Source organism: Micrococcales bacterium (genome assembly GCA_009784895.1).
Taxonomy (GTDB): Bacteria; Actinomycetota; Actinomycetes; order Actinomycetales; family WQXJ01; genus WQXJ01.
Window position 1 is genome coordinate 24,835 of sequence record WQXJ01000009.1, and the last position, 22,835, is coordinate 47,669.

16 protein-coding genes are annotated in these 22,835 nt (G+C 62.3%); 5 read left to right on the forward strand and 11 right to left on the reverse strand.

From position 1 onward, the window contains the following. Positions 1 to 60 precede the first annotated feature (60 nt). The 10 genes from FWD29_02770 to FWD29_02815 form a co-directional block, all read right to left on the reverse strand. Positions 61 to 1,155, reverse strand: coding sequence for a glycosyltransferase family 2 protein (locus FWD29_02770; protein ID MCL2802871.1), 1,095 nt, complete (start codon positions 1,153 to 1,155; stop codon positions 61 to 63). Continuing rightward, positions 1,152 to 2,639, reverse strand: a complete 1,488-nt coding sequence (locus tag FWD29_02775) for a glycosyltransferase (protein MCL2802872.1) — start codon at positions 2,637 to 2,639, stop codon at positions 1,152 to 1,154. Before FWD29_02775 ends, FWD29_02770 begins: the two co-directional genes overlap by 4 nt. Next, entirely contained in the window at positions 2,636 to 3,937 is a 1,302-nt protein-coding gene (locus tag FWD29_02780) for a nucleotide sugar dehydrogenase (protein ID MCL2802873.1), read from the reverse strand. The genes FWD29_02775 and FWD29_02780 overlap by 4 nt, the downstream gene beginning before the upstream one ends. 199 nt (positions 3,938 to 4,136) lie before the next feature. Then, positions 4,137 to 5,912 (reverse strand): glycosyltransferase, encoded by a 1,776-nt coding sequence (locus FWD29_02785; protein MCL2802874.1) that lies wholly within the window; start codon positions 5,910 to 5,912, stop codon positions 4,137 to 4,139. A gap of 10 nt (positions 5,913 to 5,922) precedes the next feature. Further along, positions 5,923 to 6,687, reverse strand: coding sequence for a hypothetical protein (locus FWD29_02790; protein MCL2802875.1), 765 nt, complete (start codon positions 6,685 to 6,687; stop codon positions 5,923 to 5,925). Then, the gene (locus tag FWD29_02795) at positions 6,684 to 8,273 is read right to left on the reverse strand and encodes a hypothetical protein (GenBank protein ID MCL2802876.1); all 1,590 of its coding nucleotides are present in this window, start codon (positions 8,271 to 8,273) and stop codon (positions 6,684 to 6,686) included. The genes FWD29_02790 and FWD29_02795 overlap by 4 nt, the downstream gene beginning before the upstream one ends. Continuing rightward, positions 8,264 to 9,619, reverse strand: a complete 1,356-nt coding sequence (locus FWD29_02800) for a hypothetical protein (GenBank protein MCL2802877.1) — start codon at positions 9,617 to 9,619, stop codon at positions 8,264 to 8,266. The genes FWD29_02795 and FWD29_02800 overlap by 10 nt, the downstream gene beginning before the upstream one ends. Positions 9,620 to 9,645: 26 nt before the next feature. Continuing rightward, positions 9,646 to 10,044, reverse strand: a complete 399-nt coding sequence (locus FWD29_02805; protein ID MCL2802878.1) for a GtrA family protein — start codon at positions 10,042 to 10,044, stop codon at positions 9,646 to 9,648. Continuing rightward, complete coding sequence (locus tag FWD29_02810; GenBank protein MCL2802879.1) at positions 10,041 to 10,949, reverse strand: glycosyltransferase family 2 protein; 909 nt, start codon at positions 10,947 to 10,949, stop codon at positions 10,041 to 10,043. The genes FWD29_02805 and FWD29_02810 overlap by 4 nt, the downstream gene beginning before the upstream one ends. A gap of 11 nt (positions 10,950 to 10,960) precedes the next feature. Next, positions 10,961 to 13,237 (reverse strand): hypothetical protein, encoded by a 2,277-nt coding sequence (locus tag FWD29_02815; protein MCL2802880.1) that lies wholly within the window; start codon positions 13,235 to 13,237, stop codon positions 10,961 to 10,963. A 76-nt stretch (positions 13,238 to 13,313) separates the two neighbouring features. Between FWD29_02815 and FWD29_02820 the strand changes: the two genes are divergently transcribed. From FWD29_02820 to FWD29_02840, 5 genes are all read left to right on the forward strand, one after another. Then, positions 13,314 to 14,690, forward strand: coding sequence for a bifunctional cytidylyltransferase/SDR family oxidoreductase (locus FWD29_02820; GenBank protein MCL2802881.1), 1,377 nt, complete (start codon positions 13,314 to 13,316; stop codon positions 14,688 to 14,690). Between the two features lie 117 nt (positions 14,691 to 14,807). Then, positions 14,808 to 16,031, forward strand: a complete 1,224-nt coding sequence (locus tag FWD29_02825) for an LCP family protein (protein MCL2802882.1) — start codon at positions 14,808 to 14,810, stop codon at positions 16,029 to 16,031. 172 nt (positions 16,032 to 16,203) lie between these two features. Further along, positions 16,204 to 17,520: an LCP family protein gene (locus FWD29_02830; GenBank protein ID MCL2802883.1), complete on the forward strand. Its 1,317-nt coding sequence runs from the start codon at positions 16,204 to 16,206 to the stop codon at positions 17,518 to 17,520. Between the two features lie 18 nt (positions 17,521 to 17,538). Beyond that, positions 17,539 to 18,600, forward strand: coding sequence for a UDP-N-acetylglucosamine 2-epimerase (non-hydrolyzing) (gene wecB, locus FWD29_02835; GenBank protein ID MCL2802884.1), 1,062 nt, complete (start codon positions 17,539 to 17,541; stop codon positions 18,598 to 18,600). 126 nt (positions 18,601 to 18,726) lie between these two features. Next, on the forward strand, positions 18,727 to 20,130 hold the full coding sequence (locus tag FWD29_02840) for an acyltransferase (GenBank protein ID MCL2802885.1): 1,404 nt from the start codon (positions 18,727 to 18,729) through the stop codon (positions 20,128 to 20,130). A gap of 292 nt (positions 20,131 to 20,422) precedes the next feature. On the opposite strand, the gene ligA is transcribed toward FWD29_02840, so the two are convergent. Further along, complete coding sequence (gene ligA / locus FWD29_02845; GenBank protein MCL2802886.1) at positions 20,423 to 22,789, reverse strand: NAD-dependent DNA ligase LigA; 2,367 nt, start codon at positions 22,787 to 22,789, stop codon at positions 20,423 to 20,425. Positions 22,790 to 22,835 lie beyond the last annotated feature (46 nt).

The following is a 22,835-nucleotide window of genomic DNA, read 5'->3' on the forward strand; positions in this document are numbered from 1 at the left end:
CTGAATTTCCCTTCAATCGGCTTGGTACCGCCCGGAAAGGGCCGGAAATAGGATAGCTGGTCAACTGTCCCGGCCGGGTGAACGCACCAGGCCCTCGATAAAGCTGGCCCCCCAGGCCAGGTGCATAGTCGCCATCACCACCGGCAGCCAGGCTTTGGCTTTGGCCTCCAGCCCCCGCCCAGCCAACAGGGCGGCGATTGTCTCGCCCAGGATGAAGTTGCCGGGCAGCGACATGGCTTGGGCGCAGGGCTTGCGCCTAGCCAATCCCAGTAGTCCGATGCCGAGTCCCCCGGCCACTAGGGCGGTGACCAACGGGGGCGCCAAGTACCTAGCCGAGATTGTTTCTGGATGGCGGCGCATGATTTCAGCCCGCCAGCGGCCGGTCGAGTGATACTGACGCACCAGGGCCAGCCAATTCGACCTTGGCCGGTAAGTCACCTTCAGGCTGGGGTCGAACCAGACCAGGCCGCCGGCTTGGATCAGACGGTGGCAGAGTTCCCAGTCTTCGCCCCGTTTGACCGCCTCGTCGTAGCCGCCTACCGCCGCCAGAGGCTGACGCAGGTAGGCGCCGAGGTAAGCCGATTTGGCCGGCCCAGCTTGGCCGCCAGTGTGATAGCTAGCCGCGCCAATACCAACACGAGACGACATGGCCCGGGCGACCGCCTGCTCGAAGGCTGTTGTCCCTTCCGGCACCATCAAACCTCCCACCACCACAGCCCCGGTTGCCTCTAGAGCGGCCACACATCTGGTGACATAGTCCGGCTCGAAGACCGTGTGGCCATCCGCCCTGACCAAGATCCCACCAGTGCCGGCCTGCCAGGCAGTGTTCAACCCCTCTGGGATCGAACCCGATGGGTTGACCTCCAGTTTTATCCGCTCATCGGCGGCGGCAAAGCGCCGGGCGATGGCATCGGTCTGGTCACTCGACGGGCCCAAAGCGATGACCACCTCAAGGTGACCGCTGTAGTCCTGGCCCAAAACCGACTCGATGGCCGCGGCCAGATGAGCCTGCTCGTTTAGCACCGTCAGGAAAACCGAGACGGCCGGAGCCTTCATGGCTGCGGCGCCGCCGCTTGAGCCCGACCGAACCGCTGGGTTAGTGGCCTGGTGATGCACCGCCTGGCGACGATCCTCGTTTTGGCGCGCATTGTTCACCAACCCCCTAGGCCGTTATAAACCGAAGCCAGTTTTGTTTCCTGAGCCTCCCAGGAATACTCTTGGCGCAGCTGCGGATTGTTGGCGGAGCGGGCCAAGGCTTCGTAGTCATCAAGCACCCGTCGAACTGCCGCGGCGATAGACTCCGGCTCCAATGGATCGAAAACGTGTCCAATCCCATACTGGCTGACAAATCGACTCATCTCCGGCAGATCGCTGACGGCCACTGGCAACCCGGCAAAAACGTAGTCAAACAACTTGTTAGGCAGCGCCACCTCATGGTTGACCACGCCACTAATGATGGGATGAAGCCCCACTGTCGCGCTGGAGATAAACGGGATCACCTCTTCAGGCGCGACTGGAGACACCATGTGTAGACGGTCTGAGATTTCCAATTCCGCAGCGGTATCTACTAGCAGTTCCGCATATCCCCCGGTCACATCAGGCACGCCAACCACGGCAAAATGTACCTCCGGCAAGAACGGCAGGGCTTCAACTGCCCGTTTCAAGTTGCGTTTGGACCTGAGTGTGCCGGTGTAAACCAGAAGGGGCGTGTCGCCGCTCAGACCCAGTTCCTGGCGTAGTGACCGTTTCGACCCCCCGTCAACCGAACTGAGCCGCGGGGTATTCAAAACCACGGTTGGACGGGCCGGTAGGGGCAGTCTGTCAATCATCAGGTCAGCAATTGGTTCGCAAACTGTAATGGCGGCGTCGACGTGGGGCGCCGCCTCAAGTTCCATGGCCGAGTAAGCGTTTTGAACATGGATTTTGTAATGCGTCCCGGCGACATATTCGTGCGAGTCGTAGATCAAGGCAACGTGCTTGCCGCGGTCTTTCCAGAACTGCTTCGCGTTCACACCGCCCCAAAGCATTTCAACATCGTGGATGTGGAGGATGTCCGGAGCCAGGCGTTCTAGCCACGGCGTCAAGGTGGCCTCGTAGTCACCTACCATTGGCAGCTCGCGCCGCCAATCCCATTTCTGGCGTTTCCGGTTGAGGTGGGCTTCTTGTCGACGTCTGGTTTTCCGGCGTGTGTACAACAGTCCTGACCGGAATGTGTGCCATGTTTTCAGCCAGCGGAAAAGCAGCCTATTGGGCCGGTCCGTCGGTCTGCGCGCGGCCATTACGGCCAGTCTCCGCTCGGCCTCCCGCCGATCTCCCGATTCGCGGTACCCCAAATAGAACGGCCGCCACAGTTCTTTGTAGAACACCTCTAGTTCTTCGGGACGTTTTAGGGCCAGCAAAAAGTGCATTGGCACGCCGATGGTCTTCACGCCATCAATGTCGCCATATTCAATGTCGGGAACCTCGCGGGCTCCATAAACCAAAGTCACCTTGTACCCGAGCTGTTTGACTGAAGTGGCGGTCTTGCGCACTCTGGCATCACGGGCAATAGGCGCGTGGGATACCATCACGACGTGCTTTGGTTTGGCGCCTGGCTGAGGCCCAGGCCTGGCGCCATTCCCGGCCAGATCGCCGCTCAAGAGACAACTCCTTGGCCAATGACCAGACGGGTAACGCCAGGCCAATTGGCCTGGCTGGTAACTGCTCTGCCATCGAGCAAGGCCTTGATACCCGGCAGATCGGCCGGACCTAAGGCCTTGTATTCCGGATGGTCGGCTTGGATGACCGCTGCGTCAACCGGCTCACCGAGGTGGTAGGCGGTAAAGCCGTATCCGGCCAGTTCCTCATCGGAAAACATTGGGTCGTGCACCAGGGCCGTGGCGCCGGCCTTTTCGAGCAGCTCAACCAGCGAAAACACCCCGCTAAAGGCTGTTTCTTTGACAAGGCCACGGTAGGAGGCGCCCAGCACCACCACCCGCTGGCACTGCAGCGTACCAAGGGCGGCGGCTAGCCGATCCAGTTGTTGGCCGGGCACAGCCATATTGGCCCGCCGGGAGATGTCAACCACAGTGGCGTCAGGATCACAGGCCAGATAAAGCCGCGGGTAGACCGGGATGCAGTGGCCGCCCACCGCAATGCCCGGGCGGTGAATGTGGCTAAAGGGCTGGGAGTTGCAGGCTTCGATGACCTGGTGGATGTCGATGCCGGTGCTCTCGGCGAAGTGGGCGTATTGGTTGGCCAGGGCAATGTTGACGTCCCTGAAAGTGGTCTCCGCCAGCTTGGCCATCTCGGCTGCCTCGGCCGTGCCCAAATCCCAGACGCCGTTGGCCCGGTCCAAATCATCTCTGGGAACAAAGTCCAGCACTGCCCGGTAGAAGGCCACTGCCCGCTCTGCCCCGCGCGGGCTCAAGGCGCCAACTAATTTGGGGTATTGAGCCAGATCCGCAAAGACCCGGCCGGTTAGGACTCGCTCTGGGCTGAAGACCAGGTCAAAGTCAACCCCTTCGCTGAGCCCGGATAGTTCTTCTAGCAGTGGCTTCCAGCGGTTGCGCGTGGTGCCAACTGGCAGCGTGGTTTCGTAGCTGACCAAAGTGCCTTTGGTCAAATGCCGGCCAATGTCGCAGGTGGCGGACTGCATCCAGCCAAAATCCGGTTCCCAGGTGTCGTCGTCAACGAATAGAGGGACTACCACCACCACGGCCTCGGCCTGGGGAATAGCCGCCGCGTAGTCGGTAGTGGCCCTCAAGCGTCCGGCCGGCACCAGCTCAGATAGCCTCTCCTGCAGCTGGGCTTCGCCAGGGAAAGGCTCAAGGCCTCGGTTGACCAGCTCGACCACCTTGGGATTTGCATCGACGCCAATTACTTCGTGGCCTTTGTGGGCGAATTGCACCGCCAAAGGCAGACCGATTTTGCCTAAGGCGACAACAGAAATCCTCAACTTCACTCCCTATTTCCAGCAGTTGCTTGAAGGCTTTAGCCGCGCCAAAGCCGCCACAAGACTACCCGTCTGGGCACGAGGTTCCCCGCAGGCACTACCCATATGGGGCCGGTTAGCGACAGGCTCCAACGGCGTTGGCGGGGCCTGCGCCAAGACCTGACTCGGTAACTTCGTCCTACCGGCCATGTATTGACGGGCATCACGCCGCTGGGCCCGCCTGAGGACCCAAGGCGGTCGCGATGGCGGCTGAGACCCGTGCCGGGTCCTGACCAAATGTCAAGATCTGGTCGGCTGCCAGGGCCGGAGGACCGGCCAAACCAGACACGCCGCCAACAGCCGCCTCAACTAGTCGCTCACGCCGGCGCCCCCGCCAGGACCAGCCCTGTGTCAGCGGTTCGGCCCGGTCATTGAACCGAGCCGTCACACCGCGCGACCCCCGCGCCATCAGCCTCGACATTCCAGCCGCCTTAGGCAGGTGCAGCTTTTCCAGTGGCAGGCAAACCCAGCCCACCAGCGCCATCGGCAAGCGCAAGCCAAAGGCGACAACCCGCCGCGCAAAGTCGAGCCCGGCCAAGGCCCGCCCTTGGCGCGACAGGTCGAGGCACTGAACCCTAGGGTCCTGCTCAATCAGGTCCTGGCTACTGGCGGTGGCCAGCACAACCCGTCGCCCCTGCCAAAGCGCCTGGCGAATAGGCTCTTGGGCAACCTTGGCCGCTTGTTTGGTTAGGGCAATGACAACCAAGTTGTCCCCGCGGCAGGCCGGATAGGGTGTTTGGCCGCCTAGCGCCCGCCGCACCAAGGCGCCAAAACCTGAGGCACCATAGCGCTCCAAGACAGTTTGGCGCACCGCCTGAGCCCGGGCAGCGGAGTTGGCCAAACCAGCGGCCAAAGATTCGACCGCCGCCACCACTAACTTGGCGCCCCCGGCCCCACCTCGAACCGGCACCAACGCCGCCCGGCCCGCCCTAACGGCCGGACCCATGGTCTGCTTGGCCCCTTCGGTTTGGGTTGTTACAACCGGCAGTCCACTGAGCAGACCTTCTAGAGGGGCCAAACCGAAGGTCTCACCCATCGACAGGTGCACCAACAAGTCGGCCTCAGCCATGGCCGCCCCAACGCCCCGCCGGTCCTTGCCTTGGGCGAAGTGGACCCGATGCAACAGGCCGCGCCGGCGCAGCATTGATTTGAGCGCGGCCATTTCGGCACCTTCGCCAACCAGAGTCAGCTCGGCGTTGGGATGAGTCTTGGCGTATCGGGAAAACGCTTCACCCAAGTGCAGCACGCCCTTGGAAGCCAACAGATTGCCGACATACAACCAGCGATCCAACCTGGCCGATTCGTGGGCGACATAACCAAAGTCTTGGCTGCTAAGCGGATTGCCTACCGCCCAGATCCGATCCGACGGGCGACCGATGGCCTGGCGCAAGGTGGCAGCAGTGGACTCCCCTGCCGTCAATACGACTGAAGCCCGCTCCAATACCTGGTTTAGCATCTGGCTAGCCTCGGGGTGGTCGACCAGCTGAGGCACGTAGGAAGCGTGTTCAACCAGTACCAGTCGCTGGCTGGAGTCCAGCACCTGGCAAACGGCCCAGCCGGTCGGCATGGCCACGTGGCACATCACAACGCCAGCCTGCCGAATGACCGCGAGCAGTTCGGGGCTCAACGCATCAAGTTGTGCCCGAGCCACCTCCGCTCTTGGGCGTTGAACGTCAACCGGAACGCGAAGGCGCCACAGTTCGCCTTCGGCCGTGTCGCAACGGGTGATTGACGCGTCATCGTTGGTCGGGGTGTTTTCGAGGTGAATTATTGTGACCTGGCCGGGGTCTAGCTCGGCCGCCTTGATCCACTCGCGGACAAACGAACCGGCATAGGGTTGCTCGGCGGATGGATACCACGGCGTGGCCACCACCATTCCGCCGGTCAGTACAAAAGACCCGCCATCTTGTTCAAACTCGTCTGCCAGACCAAACTCCAAAGCCGGTCTCCTAGCTGGCGTTCGCCAAGCGTCCCAAAAGCCGTTTCGCCACCGCCACCGCTTTGTTTCCGCCTGGCAGTCGTTCCACCAAGGCCTTGCCGCGGGCCAGCAGTACCCACCAAGTAGGCCTTTGGCCACCTGAGCTAGCTCTCCCGCCAAATAGGCTCTGGCCGGCCGCCTTTTGCCCGCGCGGTGAGGCGGCCTGGCCTTCAGCGCGGCTGAGGGCTTGGCCCAGCCGCTCCACCTCGGACTGTAAGCGATCTCTTTCGATCGCCGCCCTTCGCATCTGGAATTGCTGCGCATTCGATGACAGGACCAGTGTGTTCCACAGGTCGAGTTCGTCGCGATTGGTCAAACGGCCCAGGTCCCCGCTGCCGAGGCGATAGGCATCGATCTGGCGCGGCCGGTCCACCACTAATCCCAGGGCCAACAGGCTTTTCGGTTCGAAGCCGCCGTTATTTGACTCCAGCGGCCCGATGGCCAGTAATTCGGCCACTTGCACAGACCGGTTGGCCAGTTGGCCGGCAATCATGCCCGGGGCTAATTCGGCCTTTGTCACCTCCAGCGCAATAATGCACCATGATCCCGGTGTCATATCTGCCACCGTTAGATCCGCCAGGTCAACTAGCCAGAGGCTTGCAGCTTGGTCGCCGTGGGCGCTGGGACCATCAACGGCGCCTGCCACCGTGGCCAGCCATGGTGGGCAATTCGGCCCAATTGCGATGGTAGCGCCGCTGGCCACAAGGCCTGAAACCGTTTCCTTCAAGAGCCTCATGCAGATTCCTCCGCGTCTTGGCCGGCCAGCCAATCCTGCAAGACTTTGGCCGAGTACCTACCATCGTGGAATCGCCGAGCAAAACCTGGTCCGGCCTTGGCCGTAGCCTCGAAACGCTGCGGGTCCTTGGCTACCTGCCAAATGATGTCACCCAGATTGGTTGGGTCGGCACTCAACACCGGCGGATCTTGAGGGTAGCGTCGCCGGACGTGGCCTGGGAGCAACCCGACACTCAACCTGCCCGCGGCCATCGTCTGGTTGGCCAGCGTGGCAACGTTGCCCAATGACACCTGATCCACCACCACATCTATCTCTCGCAACAAGGCGGGCACCAAAGTGTGGTGGATTCCGGCCAGCCGTCGGTATTCGATCACGCCTTCTTGATCGAGGCGCCCAAGGATCTGGTCAACCCAGGTCGTGCCTTTTTTGAAGTCGTCCGAAGGCATATGCAGGACTTTTAGCCGGCCTTCCGGTTCCCAGGCCTGGGCCGGCGCGAAATTGGCTGGATCAATGATGATTGGCAGCCAGGTGGCATCTTCAACAAAGTCGAGCATGTCCAGGGTGGCGACGAACCTCGGAACCCCAAGTTCTCCAGACGCCTCCAGCACGCGAGCGGTCAGTGTCTCATAGACGTTCGTGTCATCTCGGTCCCTATCGGCAAAAGGCGAGAGCGGATACAGCGCAGCGTGTCTGGCCGGCGCTCTGCCAGACGAGCCGTGAATCACCACTGCCACATCTCGCCCAGATGCCAACAGCATCTCCGCTTCCTTACCAGACTGCTGTGGCAAAGTGCTCCAGTCACTGCGGCGGTCCAGGCCCAAGAACGGAATCATGTCCTCAATCAGGACGTGGGTTGCCGGCAGCACCAGGTCCAAGGCTAGGTCGATACGGCCCAGCGGCGTCTCAAAGGCGGCGGCGTCAACAAACACATCGGTAGTGAAACCAGGGTCCGGACGTCTGTCGGCGCGTACTGAGACGTTGCGACCGCTAAATCCAGCGACGTGGTCTTCCACGGCTTTGGCCCAGGCCGCGGCCTGCCCAGCCCAGTTGGCCGGCGCGATCAGCAGTTGTCGATGACCACCGCGAGGCAACCCGACTCGCCCCTGGGCGGCCTCAAGTTCTAGTGGCGACAGCACTTGCTGAGCGGCAACTACACGGTTCTCTTTGACCTCAAGCCACGGCCCGTCCGGTTCAACTTCACGTTGGTCAAGCTCAAGTTGCCAGGCCTGAGCCCGGTCAGCCGGTTGGTCTGCCAACAATCGGTCTGGCGTGTACAGCAGAGGGTAGGCCACCTCGTGGGCGGCCATCCCGTCCCGCAAAAGGCTGACCACGCTGGCGGCACCTCTAACGGAGTCGACGGCCAGCAGCCTGGGGACAGTCATCGAGGCTTGGAGTAGGCGAGCCTGGGCGCCTGGACCAAAAGCCACGGCCACCAGCGCCACCTGCCCGTCGGCAAGGCTGGCCAGATCGGCATTGCTGGCTTGGTCGACTCCGAGCGAGATGCACTCGATGCCATCGATTTCGCCTGGAATTGGGCCACTGGCAGTGCCATCTGCCACAGCACAGATCACAACTGCTAGCGCCATGGCACTTCCTCTTCAAGTTGTTCAATCGCTGTCGCCAGCACTCTGTCACGCCTGAAAGCCTCGGCGTGTTCATGGGCTTGGGCTGTCTCTTGCGGTCTGGGCGCCCTTTCGGCCGCCTGGACAAATGCCCTGGCGATGGCGTCGGGCTGAACGGCACCAGCTTCAAACACCAGGTCCCGCCCTGCCATCACTTGGCGGGCAGAATGGTCCCGGACTGTGGCCGAGACGATTGGCAATCCGGTGGCGATGTACTCATAGATCTTGCTTGAGGTCACCAGGGGCCCACCTTGGACCATGAAGACCAGGGCGTCAGTTTGTCGGTACAGATCCGGCATGGCTGTTCTGCTTATCCGGTCACGATGGTCGATCCCGAATTCCCCCAGTTTTGGGTCAAAGGCCGGGCCGTGTTTGGCTCCAACGAACTCAAGCCGGGATAGGGCCACAACCTCACTGGTTTGCCTGGCCTGTTTCCACCCTTCGGTCAACGCTTCTACCGGGAACCCAGAGGTAATAGTGCCGATGTAACGGAAGGTCAGGCCTTTTCCAGGTTGCCTGACCGGCGGGGTGAGACCGGCCGGCAAGAATTCTCCATCCCAGCCGTTGGGCACCGCCTTAATCTTCTTGGCCTGGTCAGGAAACCGCTTCCGATGTAGGTCCGCCAGCGGCTCATTGACGTACCAGGCCTGGGTGACTTGGCCAAGTATCTGGGCCAATAGCGGCTCGATCTCGGCCGCGTTTGGGTACTCCTCGCCAGTAAAGGTTCTGAACAGCCAGGCGTCACGGTCGTAGAAGAAAGTCGGTAGCCCAAACTCAGCGCCCAGGTGCAGGACCACCGAAAGATCGACCCAGGGGCCGGCGGTGGCTCCAACCAGGTCAAAGCCCTTGGCCCGGTGTAAGTGGCGAGCCGCCGAAGTCAGCACGGAGTAACAGCGGGCGTAATTGGCCACGCCAAACGGTTCAGGGAAGACCTTCGACCATCTTTGTTGACTTGTGGCCAGCCATTTTTTGTGGCGGGCAGCCCAGGTTTCGTGACGCGGCTTTGGGCCAAAGGCGGCCTCCGCCCGAGTCGCCTCCCACCGGGCGATCAGTGGGTCGCTTGGCCCAAGCGGCATTGGCCACCGGTAGACGTTGACCGCCGGGTCAACCATCTTGGTCGATTGCGGGTCGAATTGGCCCGCCAAACCAAGAGTCCACCGGTCGGCTGCCAAAACCGTGACATCGTGGCCCCGCCTGGCGAAGGCGTTGACAGTACCCAATGGCGCCCATGCCCCCGAGCCAGAGAAAGGCGGAAACCCCCAGGCGACAAACAGAATCTTGCGTCTTGGCACAGCGGAAGCTGGTTGCACGCCATGATGATAGCCCATTGCCGCAGTCACCCTGACGGCTGCCTGCGGCGGAAGACCCACCAGCGCAGGGCGGCAAAGTTGGCGGCTGCCACCACCGCCATCGAAGCGATTTTGGCCAGGTAATCCGGCCAGCCAAGCGCCAGGCCCAGGCGCACCAGCGAAGTCGAGATAACCAAGTTGACCGCCACCAGCAGGCAGTAGCGCAGTAACGCACCGGGCACTTTACCGGCGCGGAAGACCATCGACCGGTTGCCGCGGTAGTTGACCACAAAAGCGCAGGCATAGGCAATGACGTTGGCTGCCACGTCGAACAGCCCCAGGCGGTGCAGGGCAAAGAAGACACCGAAATCGACCAGCGCCGATGCCGCGCCCACCGCCAGATAGGCCAGCACCTGGCGGGCATTGGCCCAGCTAGCGGCCTTCACGACGGCGTGGCTTGGATGTCCAGGACCAGTCCTTGGACTAAGAAGTTGATGCCGACAATGGCGCTGCCCACCCCTAACAGCCAGGTGCCGGTGGAGGCCGAGATCCCAGTGGTCAGCGAGTGGATCGTGGTCCAAAGTCCAAAACCCAAACCGAAGACGAAGAAGAACAAACCGGCCAGTAGCAGCAGAGCGATGGGAGAAAAAGACCAAAGAATGTACTTGCGCCAGATCCGGCGCCAGCCACCGGTCAGCAAAGTCCACATGATCCTCGGAGCCACCCTGGTCAAAGACATAGTCGAAGTCTCGTTACCGTAGCGGGCCGGAATATCGACGTCCCTCGCCTTGACATTGGCAGTGTTGAGCCAGATCAGCAGGTCGTTTTCAAAGTCATAGCGTTTGTGGACACGATCCATTGGGATCTTGGACAAGGCTTCGGTGGTGACCGCGGTGTAGCCGTTTTGCGGGTCGACCAGGTTCCAATAGCCGGAGGATGCCTTAGAAAAGAAGGTCAAGACGATGTTGCCAAAGACGCGGTGTTTTGGCATGCCTTCGAAACTGGTCGAGGAGAAAAACCGGTTGGCCTTAGTAAAGCCGTAGCCGTCCTGGGCAATGGGGTCAAGCAGGCTGGGCAAGTGGGCTGGATCCATTTGGCCGTCACCGGCCATTACCACCGAGACATCGGCCGCCAATTCGATAGCCCGGCGGTGGCCGGTCAAAATTGCGCCGCCAACGCCCTGGTTGACCTCGTGATGGATGACCTCGGTGCGGTGGTCGGCGGCGGCCCGGGCCACCTCGTAAGTGTTGTCCGGACTGTGGTCTTCGACCACTAGGACGTGGTCGACCAGATCCGGCATGGTCTCAATCACGCTGGCAATATGGGCCTCTTCACGGTACGCCGGCACCACCGCCGCCACCTTCAGTCCCCTGTACAAAGGTCCAGATTCCCTTTCCTCGCCGCCGCTGCCTGGCTAACACCAGGCAGGCGGCGTTCACCAGCCAAGACGTGGTCAACTTGCGCTGCCTTCGCCCCAGGGAGCGCCTCACCCGGCCCGCTCCTGGGCCAGGCTATCGCACAACTCCTGCGGCCGGCGAAGTACGCTCCAACCGTCGTCAGCATGAAAATGAAGGCCGGCTGAAAGTAACGGGCATCGGTCACCAAAGTGCCATTGACCACGGTGTAGACCAGGCCACCAAACAGCCCGCCCAAGGCCACTTGGGCTTCAATGGCCCGCCAGTGCCGCAGCAGGGCCATTAAGCAGACCAGCACCACGACAAGCAGCGGCAGGTGATACCTCAAAGACCGAGCCGGCTCGGTCATGACCACGACCCAGGTCATCTTGGCCACCGATTTGACCAGCGCGCCAATCCCATTGCCAGACTCGGCCAGCGCTCCGGTCTGGCTGACATTGGGCCAAATCACCAGTTGAGCAGCTTGAACTAGCAGACCAAAACCGCCCACCACCAGTCCTGGCCCGGTGAAGCGGTTGCGCCACGTGCCCCTGGCCAGCCGCTGGCCAAACAGGGCCAGGCCAAAACCGGCCGCCGGTACCAAGATGGCCTGGCGGGTAAAGGCGGAAATCAGCACCAGTCCGGCCAGGCAGGCCAACCAGCCGATAGCCGGATCCTTCATGTAACGCCAGGTCACCACCACCATCAGGGCCGCCCAGAGGCAGGTCAGCGATTCGGTGATAGCCGCCATGGAGAAGTACAACCACAGGCAGCAGCCCAAGGCCAAGATCATCACCGGCAGGGCCAAAGGTCGGCCAAATCGCCGGGCCAGCCACCAGGCCGCGACGGAATAGAAGGCAACTGAGGCCACCACTGCGGTAGCGATCAGACCGGCAGTGCCCCAAAGCTTCACAGCCGGCGTGGCTATCAAGGGGTAGACCACCCGTGGGCGGACCAAATCCCAATCAATCAGGTATTCGGCCGAAAACCAGTGCCCTGAGGCGGCCGCCACCGCATCCGTTAGGTCCGCTCGAGACATGCCACCAAAACGCAGGGCTTGGGCATAGTAGTGCTTCGAGTCCGGCACAAAGAGGGGATAGGTTCTGGCCACGGTCAGGGCCAGCAGCCCGTAGGCGCCGGCCAAAGTCAGCCAATACCAGGTCGAGGCATGCCGAAGGGTCCTCAAAGCCTCCGCCAGGCGCCCACTTGACATCAGCCAAAGTCCCAGCGCCGGCAAAGTCCAGTTCCCAGGGCTAACCGGCGCTTGGCCAGCCCACAGCACCACACCGGCCAGGCCGCCCAGTGTCAAGGCTGACTGGGGCGATGTGATGCAGGCCACCAGGCTGACAACCACCACCACAGCCAGCGCCAGAACGGCCCAATCAGCCTCCACGGCCGCCAAATAGCTCTCCTGGAAGGTTTCGAAGGCGGCCGAGGGCAAGGCGGCCAGGTGCCCAAACCAGAAATCGCAGTTGCCGCTTGCCACCTGCCACAGGTGGACTAGCCCGGCTGACGCCCAGGCCACCATCAGTGGCCATCGCCAGCCGTTTGACCAAGATCTTTGGCTGGCCGCCGCCCACAAGTAGACCCCGGTCAAGGCGCCCAAGCCAATCAGCACGCTCGGCGCCGTCAAGGTGGCCAGGGCTGCGGCCAAACCAACCGCGCCCAACCAGTGTCGCTGGTGGTGGTGCAGCTCCTGATACCGCCAGGCCGCCACCAGCATCAAAGCCGTCAGAGCCGCCGCCAGAGAGCCCGGTCCCAGCCTCACCGAACACAACAGTGGCCCGGCACAGGCCAGTGACAAGACCATCAGGCCCAGGGCCAGCGGCCGGTCGAAACACCTCAGCAGAACCCAAGCGATAAGCCAATAGACCACCAAAGCAGCCAGTAAGGACACCAACAACAACCCCCGGGTGCCAAATAGGCGCACCGGCACGGCACCAAGCAGCGGGTAGAGCGGGTGGGCAGTGACCTCGGGCCTATCTAACAAGGTCTGTGGGTCGGCTGGCCAAAACCCAGCGGCAGAACTGGCCTGCGCCCGGTCCAAGGCTGCCTCGGCGTTGAGGCCACCGACCCGCAGGCTCTGGACCAGCCAGGCGGCTGATTCAGCCGACCTTGTGCCCCGGGCCGCCATCAGCCCCAGCGACGTCACGGTAAACAGGACCCCAAAGGTGCCCCAATACAGCCAGGCGAAAGGCTTCAGGACAAGCCCGGATAGCGTTTTCGAAGCTCTGCCCGCTGCCACCGGACAAACTCTAGTGCAGCCGGTCTTAGGCGGTTAGGAACTGGCCGAGGGACGCGCGGTGCCACAATAGTTGGTCATGAAGACCTATGGCGTGGTCCTGGCCGGGGGCGTGGGCGCCCGGCTGGGCCTAGCGGTACCCAAACAGATGGTCAAAGTGGCAGGCAAAACCATTTTGGAGCACACGGTGGCCACTTTCGCCGCCTCCCCCTTAATCGATGAGGTCATTGTTCTGGTGACGCCGGGCTGGACCGAACAGGTGGCGACCATGCTGGCCGAGCGCTACGCCAAACTTGGCCCAATCCTTGAAGGCGGGGCCACTCGCAATGAGACCACCCGACGGGTGCTCGAAGCCATCGAAGCCGATGAGGCCAAGCTTCTGCTACATGACGCTGTTAGGCCCCTGGTGAATGAGCGCATTATCAAAGCTTGTGTCGAAGAGTTGGACCGCCATGAGGCCGTCGATGTGGTCATTCCGTCTTCTGACACCGTCGTGGTAGTAGACGAGGACGAGATCATCACCCGGATTCCGGATCGCTCCCGGCTGCGCCGCGGCCAAACCCCCCAGGCCTTCAAGCTCTCAACTCTGCGCCAGGCCTACGCCAAGGCGATTGAGGACCCATATTTCCACGCCACCGACGATTGCGGTGTGGTGGTGCGCTACCTGCCAGATGTGCCGGTCAAATGCGTTCTCGGTTCAGAAAACAACATCAAGGTGACCCATCCGGTTGACCTGTTTATTGCCGACAAACTGTTCCAGCTGGCGACCTCGGCCGCGCCGGCCATGTCGCTGGATCAGCTTTCGGAGGCCCTGGCCGGCCAGGTGATTGTGGTACTGGGTGGTTCTTATGGCATTGGCGCGGAAGTCGCCCGGATCGCCAAAGCCGCCGGCGCCAGGGTGGTGGCCCATGGCCGGTCCACCACCGGATTGCACGTTCAAGACATCGAAGCGATCGAGCGCGCGCTGGACCAGGTGGCCCAAGAATACGGCCAGATCGACGCGGTGGTCCTAACCGCCGGCGTACTCAAAACCGGCCCGCTGGCCTTGGTTGATCCAGCTGAGATCACCGAGATGATTGGCGTCAACTATCTGGCCGCCGTCAACGTGGCCCGGGCGGCCTATCGCCACCTGGTCCAGACCAAAGGCCATCTGCTGATGTTCACCTCGTCCTCATACACCAGAGGCCGGGAGAACTACGCCCTGTATTCCTCCTCAAAGGCGGCCGTGGTCAATTTGGTTCAAGCCTTATCAGAGGAATGGTCCGGCCAGAACATCAAGGTCAACGTGGTCAATCCTGAACGAACCGATACGCCCATGCGCCAGCAGGCCTTTGGCCAAGAACCGGCCGGTTCGCTGCTCTCAGCCGAACAGGTCGCCCTGGCCTCACTGTCCACCTTGGCCAGTGAGCTGACCGGCATGGTGGTCGATGTGCGGCGGTCATCCGAACCCGAATAGCCCCGCAGCTATACAACCCGCTGGCCTTTGGCCTCAGGTGGGCCAGCGCTCACCGGCGACCCACCGAGGGCGCTCAATTACACGGTGGCGCGACTGGCCGCTGCCACAATGGAGCCGATGAGTCGACCTCCTGCCACCCCGCAGAACGGCCCGCCTGTCAGGCGTTCGATCAAAGGCGCCGGGCCGGCCGCGCCCTCAGCCGTGCCCGATGCCGGCCCTCCCCCTTCCTTTGCCCCGCGCCAGTCGGTGCCTGGGCGGCCCGAGCCGGCCCAGGCACCGCCACGTACGGCCGGGCCAGGCCGCCCGTTGGATGCCTCTCCCGCCCGGGCCCAAATACCGGCTCAAGCGCCGGCACTGGCCCAGCAAGTTTCCAGCCCAGCTCAGGCTCCGCCCAGAGCAAAAACCCGCTCAAAAAAACGCCGCCACCCGGTTCTGCGCACTTTGGCCATTTTGCTGGTTTTAGCCCTGGCCTGGCCGGTTGGATTGGGCCTGTGGGCCAATTCGCGGCTGAAGCACGTCGACGCTCTAAGTTCGGGGCAGTCCACTTCCGGGCGTACCTACTTGGTGGCCGGCTCGGACGCGCGCGGCTCCGGTGGCGTCAATGACACCACGGAGGGGGCCAGGGCCGATACCATCATGGTGCTGCATGTCGCCCCTAATGGCCAAGCCTCGCTGGTTTCGATCCCACGAGATACCTACGTTAACATCGCCGGTTATGGTGGCAACAAAATCAACGCTGCCTACGCCCTGGGCGGGCCCAAGCTGCTGGTCCAGAGCGTTGAGCAGCTGACCGGCTTCCACGTTGACCACTATGTCGAAGTTGGTTTTGGTTCGGTCACGGAGTTGGTCGAGGCGGTCGGTGGGGTGGAACTGTGTCTGGATCAGGACGTTTCCGACGCCAACTCCAAGTTGGAATGGCAGGCCGGCTGCCACCAGGCCGATGGACCGACCGCACTGGCTTTTTCGCGGATGCGTTACGCCGACCCGTTGGGTGATATTGGCCGGGTCGAGCGTCAGCGACAGGTTGTTAGCCAGGTGATGAAGCGGGCCCTTTCTGCCTCAACCGTGTTGTGGCCGCCTAAGCAAGTTGGCTTCGTTAGAGCCGGCACTGACGCCTTAACGGTCGATGAGTCGATGAACATCGTCTCCATGGGGCGCCTGGCCCTGGACTTCCGTAAGGCGACTGGTCCTGATGGGGCCATGGGCACACCGACAATTGCTTCGACCAATTTCACCCCGGGCGGTATTGGCTCAGCCGTATTACTTGACGAGGCCGGCGCGGCCGAGGACTTCCGCCAAATCGCTGAAGGCACCTGGAAAGGCAATAAACCCAATGCCTGACCTGGGCCAACTGCCGCAGAACTGGCCGCGCCCAAGTAGTATTTTCATTACACTGGCGGCACAGTTCTCTACCAAACCTCTACTTGGCCCGCCGGGCCTGGTCGCATACCGGCCAGCCAAACAGCCTATGCTGGTCGGCGTCTAGACAATCGTGGGAAAGGGCATGCAACCTATGGCTGGACCGCGCCACGCGCGTCCGGTGCCCAATATCGCCTCTCGGCACCGCTTGAAGCTGCGCCGTCACCGCGCGCTCAAGATCACCGTCATGTCCTTGGTGTCTATCCTTCTATTTGGCGGCACGGCCGTCGCCACCCGCCTGTACGACTTGCAGTCGAATATCCGCACCGTTGACATTTCCCACTTGCTGGTCGAATCGGCCAGACCTAGCCACCGGGCCACGACCAAAGGAGACAAATCCCCGGGCGATCCTTTCGCTGGCCAAGCCGTCAATATTTTGCTCTTTGGCGTTGATGACCGCAGCGGCGACAACGCCCGCATCGTCAAGGATGAACAAGACGGGGCGGTCCTGAACGACGTCAACATGATTGTCCACATTTCGGCCGACCGCCAACGCATTGACACAGTTGCATTGCCGCGTGATCTGCTGGTTGACCTACCCGGTTGCATCCAAGTCTCGGGTGATGAGGGTCATCCGATTGGTTATCACGGACAGATTAATGCCGCTTGGGCCCAAGGCACCGGCGGCGGCGAGGGCAACCACGCCCAAGGCATCGCCTGCGTCGTCAAAACCGTCGAAGAGGTAACCGGGGTTCGCCTGGATGGTTGGGTCATGGTCGACTTCTTTGGTTTTGTTTCTATGGTCGATGCCCTGGGCGGGGTGGAAATGTGCATCGAAGAAGACTTCAAAGGCCAGGGTCTGAACGTCGAAATCACCGCCGGTATGCAGACCTTAGACGGACGTACCGCCCTGAGATATGCCCGCACGCGCAAAGGCTGGTCCGGCGAAAAGAGACTTGACGGCTCAGACTTGGAGCGAATTGGCCGTCAACAGCAAATGATCAGCGCCGTCATCCACAAGGTCCTGGCCGAGCGATCGCTTGGGTCTATCCCCAAGGTCAACAATTTCGCCACGGCCTTGACCAAATCGCTGACCGTCTCCGATGATCTGAACTCAATCCGCGAGTTGATTGGCCTGGCCTATTCGCTGCGCAACATCGAAATGGCCAACGTCTCGCTGCTGCAAATGCCAACTGTGCCGGCCTGGTCTGATTCCAACCGGGTCGAACCTGATGACTACGGCTCGTCCAATCCCATGGGTATGACGGCCCAAGAGGTCTTCGAATACCTCGCTACCGACCAGCCCATTCCCGGCACGGTGCCATATAAGCTGATCAACCCCGACCCGCCGGCCGAGGACCAGGAAGGCGACCCGGCCTCGCCGGCGCCGCACGGAACCGCGCCTAAGCCCACACCAGAACAGGGCATTGTCACCGCCTTCGACGCCCCGGTCACCTGCAAGACCGGCTGAGATGCAGGAAGGACTCCCATGCGAGTAGCCAGTGTGGTCGGGGCACGCCCACAGTTCATCAAACTGGCACCGGTGGCCAGGGCGATGGCCGCGGCCGGAATAGACCATGTCATCATTCACACCGGGCAGCATTATGACGAGGCCATGTCCAAAGTCTTTTTCGCCGATCTGGCCATCCCAGCGCCTGACGTCGATTTGGCGGTCGGTTCAGGTTCGCACGGTCAGCAAACTGGCGCCATGCTGGCCGGACTCGAGCAGCAGTTCGACCACCTAAAGCCCAATTGGGTGCTGGTCTACGGCGACACCAATTCGACCCTGGCCGGCGCCTTGGCGGCCGCAAAGTCACACTGGCCGGTGGCGCACCTCGAAGCCGGCCTGCGGTCGTTTAACCGGCTGATGCCGGAAGAACACAACCGGGTGCTAACCGACCATGCCGCTGACCTGCTTCTGGCCCCGACCCAAGTGGCCATGGACCATTTGGCCAATGAAGGGCTGTTGGGCAAGGCGCGTCTGGTCGGTGACGTTATGACCGACGTCTGTTTTGCCGTCCGCGACGCCCTAATCGATCAGGGTCTACCGCAAGGCGGCGACTACCTGGTCTGCACCGTCCACCGGGCTGAGAACACAGATGACCCAGAACGTCTTGACCAGATCGTCTCCCAGCTGGCCGCACTGCCTTTGGAAGTCCGCCTGCTGGTTCACCCCCGCCTACGCGACCGGGCCAAGAGCTATGGCCTTGACCTGGCGACCGGCTCGCTTAGGCCCTCCGGTCCCCTGCCCTACCCCGAAATGGTCAGGGCTGTCTTGGGCAGCTGCGGCGTGGTGACGGACTCAGGCGGGCTGCAAAAGGAGGCCTACCTGCTGGGCCGCGTTTGCACCACGCTTCGCACCGAAACCGAATGGCCTGAGACGCTGCTTGACGGTTGGAATCTGCTGGCTCCTGATCTGGCCAACTTGGCGGACCTGGCCACCAGGCCGCTGCCAAGCGCCGAACGGAGGCAACCCTACGGCGACGGCCAAGCCGCCCAGGCCGTGGTGGCGGAGCTTCAGTCAGCCAGGCCACACCTTGACCAAGCCTGAAGGGATCACCAGTGGCAGCGGGTGCAAGCGGGCATAGCGCCCCACCGCCTTTGGCCAAGGCTCGTCACTCCGACCCGTCTTTGGGAGCTCGGTCTTGGCGCGCTCGGGGCCTTGGCGTTGCCGCTGGTGGCGAACTGGTCCTGGAACGTCAGGCTCTGGGCCGGCACGGCGGGGTCGGTTTTGATTGTCTACGCCATGATCAGTGCCAGGGAGAACGTCGCTTGGCCAGGATACGCGGCGCTGCTGCCTTGCCTTGGCACCCTGGCGTTGGTGATGGCCGGCTCCTACGGGCCCGGCCCCTTGGCCCAGATGCATCCGATCGGCCGCCTGCTTTCGGCCCGGCCAATGGTTTGGTTGGGCGGGATGTCCTATTCCTGGTATTTGTGGCATTGGCCGTTCATAGTCTTCGCCCGCGCCGCCCTGCCCGGCCTGAGCGGCCCGGTTTGCCTGGCCTTCGGCATCGGCTCGCTGTTGCCGGCCTACGTCACTCACAAGCTGGTAGAAAACCCAATTCGCTTTAGGCCCGTCTTTTCCCGCCGGCCGATGGCGGCCCTGGCCGTGGGCGCACTTTGCACCGCAGTAGGGCTTTCGGCTGGGGTGGTGACCAGCCGAGCTAGCCGGCCGGTCCAACACCACCTGGCCGCAACCACATCGCCGGCCGAGGTCTCCACTAGCACCCCCCAACGCGATTGGGACGCCATTTTGGCCACGACCAGCTACCCGACCATTACACCGGACCCCCTGGCAGCCGGGGCCGACCTACCGGCCGCTTACGCCACCGATTGCCGCCAACGCAAGGAAGATGTTGAGCCAAGACCGTGTTTGGCCGGCGACCTGACCTCCTCCAGGACGATTGCCATGGCCGGCGACAGCTACATCGAACAATGGGAGCCGGCCGTTGACCGGGCGGCCAAGGAACTAGGCATCAAAGTAGTGGGCTACTACAAGGCGGCTTGTCCTTTGACCGTGGCTGCCATTGACATCTCGCAGGCCCAGGCCGAGGTCTACCACAACTGCCCCACCTGGTCGCGGGCAGTGGTTGATGAACTAATCGAGCTCCAACCCGACTTGGTCTTGACCTCTCAGTTCAGCTCCCAGGCCCTGAGCGATCCTAACGATCCGGCCTCTGAAGGCAGCCAAGCTGCGATGGAGGCCGGCGTAATGGAACTGTGGCAGCAGCTAAAACGAGCCGGCGTGCCAATCCTGGTACTGGGCCGCAACCCCGCCGGCTTCATTCCTGGTGAGAGCTATCCCACCATTTTCGAATGCGTCGCCCAGAACGCAGAAGACCTGACGAAATGCCAATTCGCGCCCGACACGACCACGGCCGAATGGCAGCAAGCGATGGTCCGGGCCCTTGATGGCGGGGCCACGTATTTCGATTTGAATGACATGATTTGCTCACCGCAGGCTTGCCCCGCGGTAATCGAAGGGGTCTTGGTCTATCGCGGTGGAACCCATATTAACGCCACCTTCGCCGAAACCCTCACCCCACTGATCAAGGCCGAACTGGTCAGACACCTGCGCTGACCGGCCGTGACCTTGCACCAAAACAGGCTGACCGGGCGTGACCTTGCACCAAAACAGGCTGACCGGGCGTGACCTTGCACCAAAACAGGCTGACCGGCCGTGACCTTGCACCAAAACAGGCCGGAGCTTTTGTGACGTTAGGATGACCAGGCCAAACGTATCGCATCAAGGATTCGCACCTGTTTTCATGCGCGGTCGTGGCGGCTTGACCTGCGATAGTACTAGGTCACGGCAGCTGGACCTGCGTTGATGCACGGCCTTGACAGCTCGATCTGCTTCCCCACTGCGTCAGTCAGCTTCGTGGTGGTTGGCCGCCTTCGAGCAGAGCCAGGAAAGCGGCCTCGTCTAGAACGGGTAGGCCCAGCTTTTCAGCCTTAGCCGCCTTTGAGCCGGCCCCCGGACCGGCCACCACCAGGTCGGTCTTGGTTGAAACCGACCCGGCCGCCCGGCCACCCCGCTCCTCAATCGCCTCCTTGGCGACCAGGCGGGTCATTGACTCTAGGCTGCCGGTCAGCACTATGGTCAGCCCGGCCAGGTTCTGCGACACAGCTGTCTGGTCAGTGCCTGGAGCCCCGGCACTGGCCAAGTCACCTGCCACCGGGTCGAGCGCCACCCCACCGGCCCGCCAGCGCCGCACAATGGCTTGGTGCCAGTCAATTGCCAACCAGCCTTTGACCGAGGCCGCTATCACCGGACCTACCCCACTGACCTGGGACAACTCCTCAGCGCTGGCGGCTTCAATGGCGCTCAACGAGCCGAAATGGCCAGACAGGGCCCTGGCGGCGGTTGGCCCAACGTGCCGGATCGATAAAGCCACCAGCAGTCGCCAAAGCGGCCGGGTTTTGGCCTCTTCAAGCTGCCCAAGCAAGGCTTGGCCAACCTCGTCAAGCTCGAATCGTTCAGCCGGTGGCTGGAAAAACGACGCCGCCTGGCTACTGGACCTGCCTGGGACTGCCGGGAGACGGGTTGTGGCCTGGCCGGCCAGTTCGCGCAGTCGTTCGGCTTTACCGGCCTCGGTCATGCGACCAAAATACGGAGTCTGCTGCCACCCGGTGGCGCCGTCGTTGTCAGTGTTGACGCCTCGCCAGGTCCAGGCCCGCATCAGGTCACTGGCCGTTAGGTCAAACAGGCCGGCTTCACTGGCCAGCACCGGCTGGGCGGGCGGGCCCGCGACCCCGTCAGGCCGGTCCAGATCCGGCCTGGTCAAGGCCAAAGCGGCCTTGGCGCCCAACGAGCCAATGTCAAGGGCGTTGCGCGAGGCCAGGTAGGCCAGTCGCTCGGCTACTTGGGCCGGGCAGTGCTGAGCATTGGGACAGCGCAGGTCAACATCGCCTTGGCTGGCCGGCGCTAGGGCTGCGGCGCAATCAGGGCAGTGGCTGGGCATAACAAAACTGTGCTCGGATCCGGTCCGTGCCGCCGCCACTGGCCCAACCACTTCCGGTATGACATCACCAGCCTTTCGCAAAACCACTGTGTCGCCTATCAACACGCCTTTGCGCTCGACCTCACGGGCGTTATGCAAAGTTGCGCTGGAGACGGTCGACCCAGCCACATTGACCGGCTCCATCACGGCGAAAGGCGTCACCCGACCGGTCCGCCCAACTTGGACCTTGATATCAATCAGCTTGGTGTTGACCTCTTGGGCTGGGTATTTGTAGGCAATGGCCCAGCGAGGAGCCCGCGAGGTCGCCCCCAGCTGCCTCTGGGCGGCGAAGGAATCGACTTTGACCACGATCCCGTCAATCTCATAGGCCACCTGCTGACGCTGGGCGGCGAAGTCCTCAACCATTTCCAGGACCGCCTTGCGCTGGTCAAACACCTTGGCCTGGTCCGAGGTGGGCAACCCCCACTGGCCCAGCAGCTGATAGAGCTGGCCTTGAGAGTCAAGCCTGATTTGGCCTGGGCCTTCCCATTGCATCCGCCCGATGCCGTGAACCAGCATTCGTAGGGGCCGCCTGGCCGTGATGTTGGGGTCTTTTTGGCGCAGCGAGCCGGCCGCAGCGTTGCGCGGATTGGCGAACGGTTTGCGTCCGGCCTCGACCAGCTCGGTGTTGAGGTCGGCAAATTCAGCCTTAGGGAAAAATACTTCCCCGCGCAAGTCGAGCCAGTCTGGCGGCCGGTCAGTATCAAGCCGCAGCGGCAGTGTCTCAATCGTCATGGCGTTGGCCGTGACGTCCTCGCCAACCCGGCCATCTCCCCTGGTGGCAGCGCCTATCAGGACCCCGCGGCGGTAGGTCAAAGACAGGGCCAGGCCGTCAACTTTGAGTTCGGTCAGCCAGCTGACCGGCCGGTCTTGACCAATCAGACGGCTAGCCCGATCCATCCAAAGTTCCAGGTCAGCAGTGGAAAACACATTGTCAAGCGACATCATCGCGACGGCGTGGCGGACCGAGGCGAAATCGCCGCTCGGGCTTCCACCGACCTGACGAGTGGGCGAATCTGCTGTCCTTAGCTGCGGAAAGCGTTGCTCCAAAGCCATTAGTTGACGCATCAGATCATCGAACTGCGAGTCGGAGATAGTTGGCGCGTCATCGACGTAATAGGCCCTCTGATGTGCTCTTATGTCCTCCACCAGGCTATCCCAATGCCTCCCGGCGTGGTCGAGATCAGCCTTGGCCTGAAGGTGGCGGTTGCGAGGTGGGGCCTGATCCATGGTCATTATCTTGCTACCTTTGCCCCCCGTTGCGGCCTAGCCCGGCCCGATT

What these genes read in the sequence shown, in the direction of transcription:
- FWD29_02825 (MCL2802882.1), top strand. Translation starts at nt 14,808, where the DNA reads ATGAGTCGACCTCCTGCCACCCCGCAGAACGGCCCGCCTGTCAGGCGT.
- FWD29_02830 (MCL2802883.1), top strand. Translation starts at nt 16,204, where the DNA reads ATGGCTGGACCGCGCCACGCGCGTCCGGTGCCCAATATCGCCTCTCGG.
- FWD29_02795 (MCL2802876.1), bottom strand. Translation starts at nt 8,273, where the DNA reads ATGGCGCTAGCAGTTGTGATCTGTGCTGTGGCAGATGGCACTGCCAGT.
- FWD29_02820 (MCL2802881.1), top strand. Translation starts at nt 13,314, where the DNA reads ATGAAGACCTATGGCGTGGTCCTGGCCGGGGGCGTGGGCGCCCGGCTG.
- ligA (MCL2802886.1), bottom strand. Translation starts at nt 22,789, where the DNA reads ATGACCATGGATCAGGCCCCACCTCGCAACCGCCACCTTCAGGCCAAG.
- FWD29_02790 (MCL2802875.1), bottom strand. Translation starts at nt 6,687, where the DNA reads ATGAGGCTCTTGAAGGAAACGGTTTCAGGCCTTGTGGCCAGCGGCGCT.
- wecB (MCL2802884.1), top strand. Translation starts at nt 17,539, where the DNA reads ATGCGAGTAGCCAGTGTGGTCGGGGCACGCCCACAGTTCATCAAACTG.